Below are 2,595 nucleotides of genomic sequence, written 5' to 3' on the forward strand. Positions count from 1 at the left end.
CGTGTTCCTGGCGGCGGCGCTCGGACTGACTTCGCCTATCGTCGCGGTGCTGCTTGCTGTCGCTGCCGCCGCACTTGCGGCCATCGCCTTCGAGCGGGTGGCGTTCCGGCCGGTGCGCTATGCGCCGACGACGACCGGGCTGCTGACCGCCTTCGGCGTCTCGATCGTCGTGCAGAACCTGTTCATGCTGCTGATCTCGCCAAAGCCGCAGTCGGTCTCGATCCTCAACGGGCTGAACCAGATGTGGTTCTTCGGCCCCTTTGCGGTGTCGTCGCTGCAGGTGATGGAGCTTATCGTCTCGGGCCTGACCATTCTCGCCTTGGTGCTGTTCCTCAACCGTTCGACGCTCGGCCTCGCCATCCGCGCGGCGTCGCGCGATTTCGCCACGGTGCGGCTGATGGGTATCAAGGCGAACCGGGTGATCGCCACGGCCTTCGCCGTCTCCGGCGCACTGGCCGGCATCGCCGCCGTCTTCATCATCGCGCGGCGCGGCAGCGTCTCGCCCGATCTCGGCTTCAGCCTGGTGCTGAAGGCGTTCGTCGCCTGCGTGATCGGCGGCTTCGGCTCGCTGGCGGGCGCTGCGGCCGGCGGCATGCTGCTCGGCTTCATCGAGGTCGGCCTGCTGGTTGCGTTGCCGCAGGAGTATGGAGGCTTCAAGGACGCGCTCACCTACGGGATCATCGTCGCGCTGCTTGTCTACCGGCCAGAAGGCCTGCTCGGCCAGCGGGTCGAACTCGGCGACAAGGAGATTTGACGTTGTCGCAGGCAATCGAAGAGACCGCATCTCCGTCTACTGCTGTCGCACAATCCCGCGCTGCGCTGACGCGCTCGCTGATCGGTGGGCTGGTAACGTCGGTGCCGGTGCTGGTGGTCGGGCTGCTGATCCTGAATTTCGCGCCGACCTACTACACCTATCTGGCGCTCGGCGCCTTCGTGAACCTGATCGTCGTCGTCGGCCTTCAGGTGTTCATGGGCAACAGCAACATCGCCAATCTCGGCCACAGTGCCTTTGTCGGCCTCGGCGCCTATGGCGTCGCCATCCTGTCGACGCCACTGGCCATGAAGAAACTGTCGATCCCCCATGCGCCGTTCGGCTTCGCCACATTGCAGCTCGATCCGGTGTCGTCGGCGCTCATCGCGCTCATCATGGTCGGCATCGTCGCCGCCGTCAGCGGAAAGGTGATCAGCCGCCTGTCGGGTGTCGCCGCGACCATCGTCAGCCTGGCGCTGCTGATCATCGTCCATTCGGTGTTTCTCAACTGGACCAATCTGTTCAAAGGCAACCAGGCCTTCTTCGGCATCCCGAAGGTGGTCGGCTTGCCCTGGATGATGGTGTTCTCGGTGGTGGTGATCGTGCTGGCGCGGCTGTTCAAGGACAGCCGCTGGGGCCTGCAGCTCCGCGCCAGCGCCCAGAGCCCGCAGGCCGCCGCAGCACTCGGCATCGACGCCCGACGCCTGCGGCTGATGTCGTGGGTGCTGTCGGCGCTGATCTGCGGCCTCGCCGGTGTGCTCTACGCCTATTTTGCCGGCACGATCAGTCCCAAGCTTTTCTACTTCCAGATGATCTTCAACACGCTGGCGATGCTGATCCTGGGCGGCATGGCGACGGTGACCGGCGCGGTGACCGGCGTGATCGTGCTTTCGGTCGGGCTGGAATTCATCCGCAGCATCGAATCCGGCGTGACGATCGCCGGCCTCCAGCTGCCGCAGCTGCTCGGGCTGTCGGGTGTGGCGCTCGGCGTCGTCATCGTGCTTTGCATGGCCTTCCGGCCAAGCGGCATCAGCGGCCGTTATGAGCTCGACGAATTGTTGTCGCGATTTTTCAGGCGCAACGCGAAATAGCGTAGCGTCTGTCCGTTTCTTCTAACGCAATTCCGGACGGAAAACCGTTTCACACTTTTCCTGGAATTGCTCCGAGTTTTCCTGGTGGAGGTTTGAAGTGGAATTTGAGGACAAGGCCGCGGCCTACAAGCCCAGGCTCGAAGCGCTGCAGAGCAAGCTGGCGGCCGACGGCGTCGAATTCATCGAGATCCATACGGTCGACACATCAGGGGCGTTCCGCTCCAAGATCGCACCGCTGAAGCTCTCTACCTATGGCGAATCCATCAACGCCATCCTCTATTGCGTTACCCATGGCGACGGCCAACCGATGGGTGATGTTGCCTTCGCCTCGCCGAGCGCCAATGAGGACAACGGCTTTCCAAATATCAAGGGGATCATCGATCCGGCGACGGTCGTCCAGCACGGCTGGAAGCCGAAATTCGCCTCCGCCATCACCAGCTCCTACATGCTCGACGGCGCGGTCTGTCCGTTCGATCCGCGCGGCGTGCTGGCCCGCGTCGAAGAACGCGCCAGGGCGCTCGGCTACGAGCCGATGATCGCGCTCGAATACGAGTTCGGCATCTTCCATGCCGACCACGATCTGATGCGCGCCGGGCGCTACCGCGAGCTGAAGCCCTGGGGCCATTCGCTGATCAACTATGATCTGGTGCGCAGCGGCGAATATCAGGATTTTGCCGCCGAATTCATCACCCGCATGAAGAGCATCGGCATCGGGGTGGCCTCGCTGGTCACCGAATATGGCTACGGAATGTA

Annotated in this window: 2 protein-coding genes and 1 pseudogene; all 3 read left to right on the forward strand. The window is 63.4% G+C overall.

Annotated features, from left to right (window positions below; all coding sequences use genetic code 11):
* Nucleotides 1-754: branched-chain amino acid ABC transporter permease (locus EN984_RS30600; RefSeq protein ID WP_164765758.1), on the forward strand; the 754-nt coding region annotated here is incomplete at its 5' end.
* Nucleotides 755-756: 2 nt separating this feature from the next.
* Nucleotides 757-1,842: a branched-chain amino acid ABC transporter permease gene (locus EN984_RS30605; protein WP_127271221.1), complete on the forward strand. Its 1,086-nt coding sequence runs from the start codon at nucleotides 757-759 to the stop codon at nucleotides 1,840-1,842.
* Nucleotides 1,843-1,939: 97 nt separating this feature from the next.
* Nucleotides 1,940-2,595 (forward strand): annotated as a pseudogene (locus EN984_RS30610) (glutamine synthetase); the annotation flags it as partial.

This window comes from Mesorhizobium sp. M7A.F.Ca.CA.004.12.1.1 (assembly GCF_003997835.1).
In the GTDB taxonomy this organism is placed as follows: domain Bacteria; phylum Pseudomonadota; class Alphaproteobacteria; order Rhizobiales; family Rhizobiaceae; genus Mesorhizobium.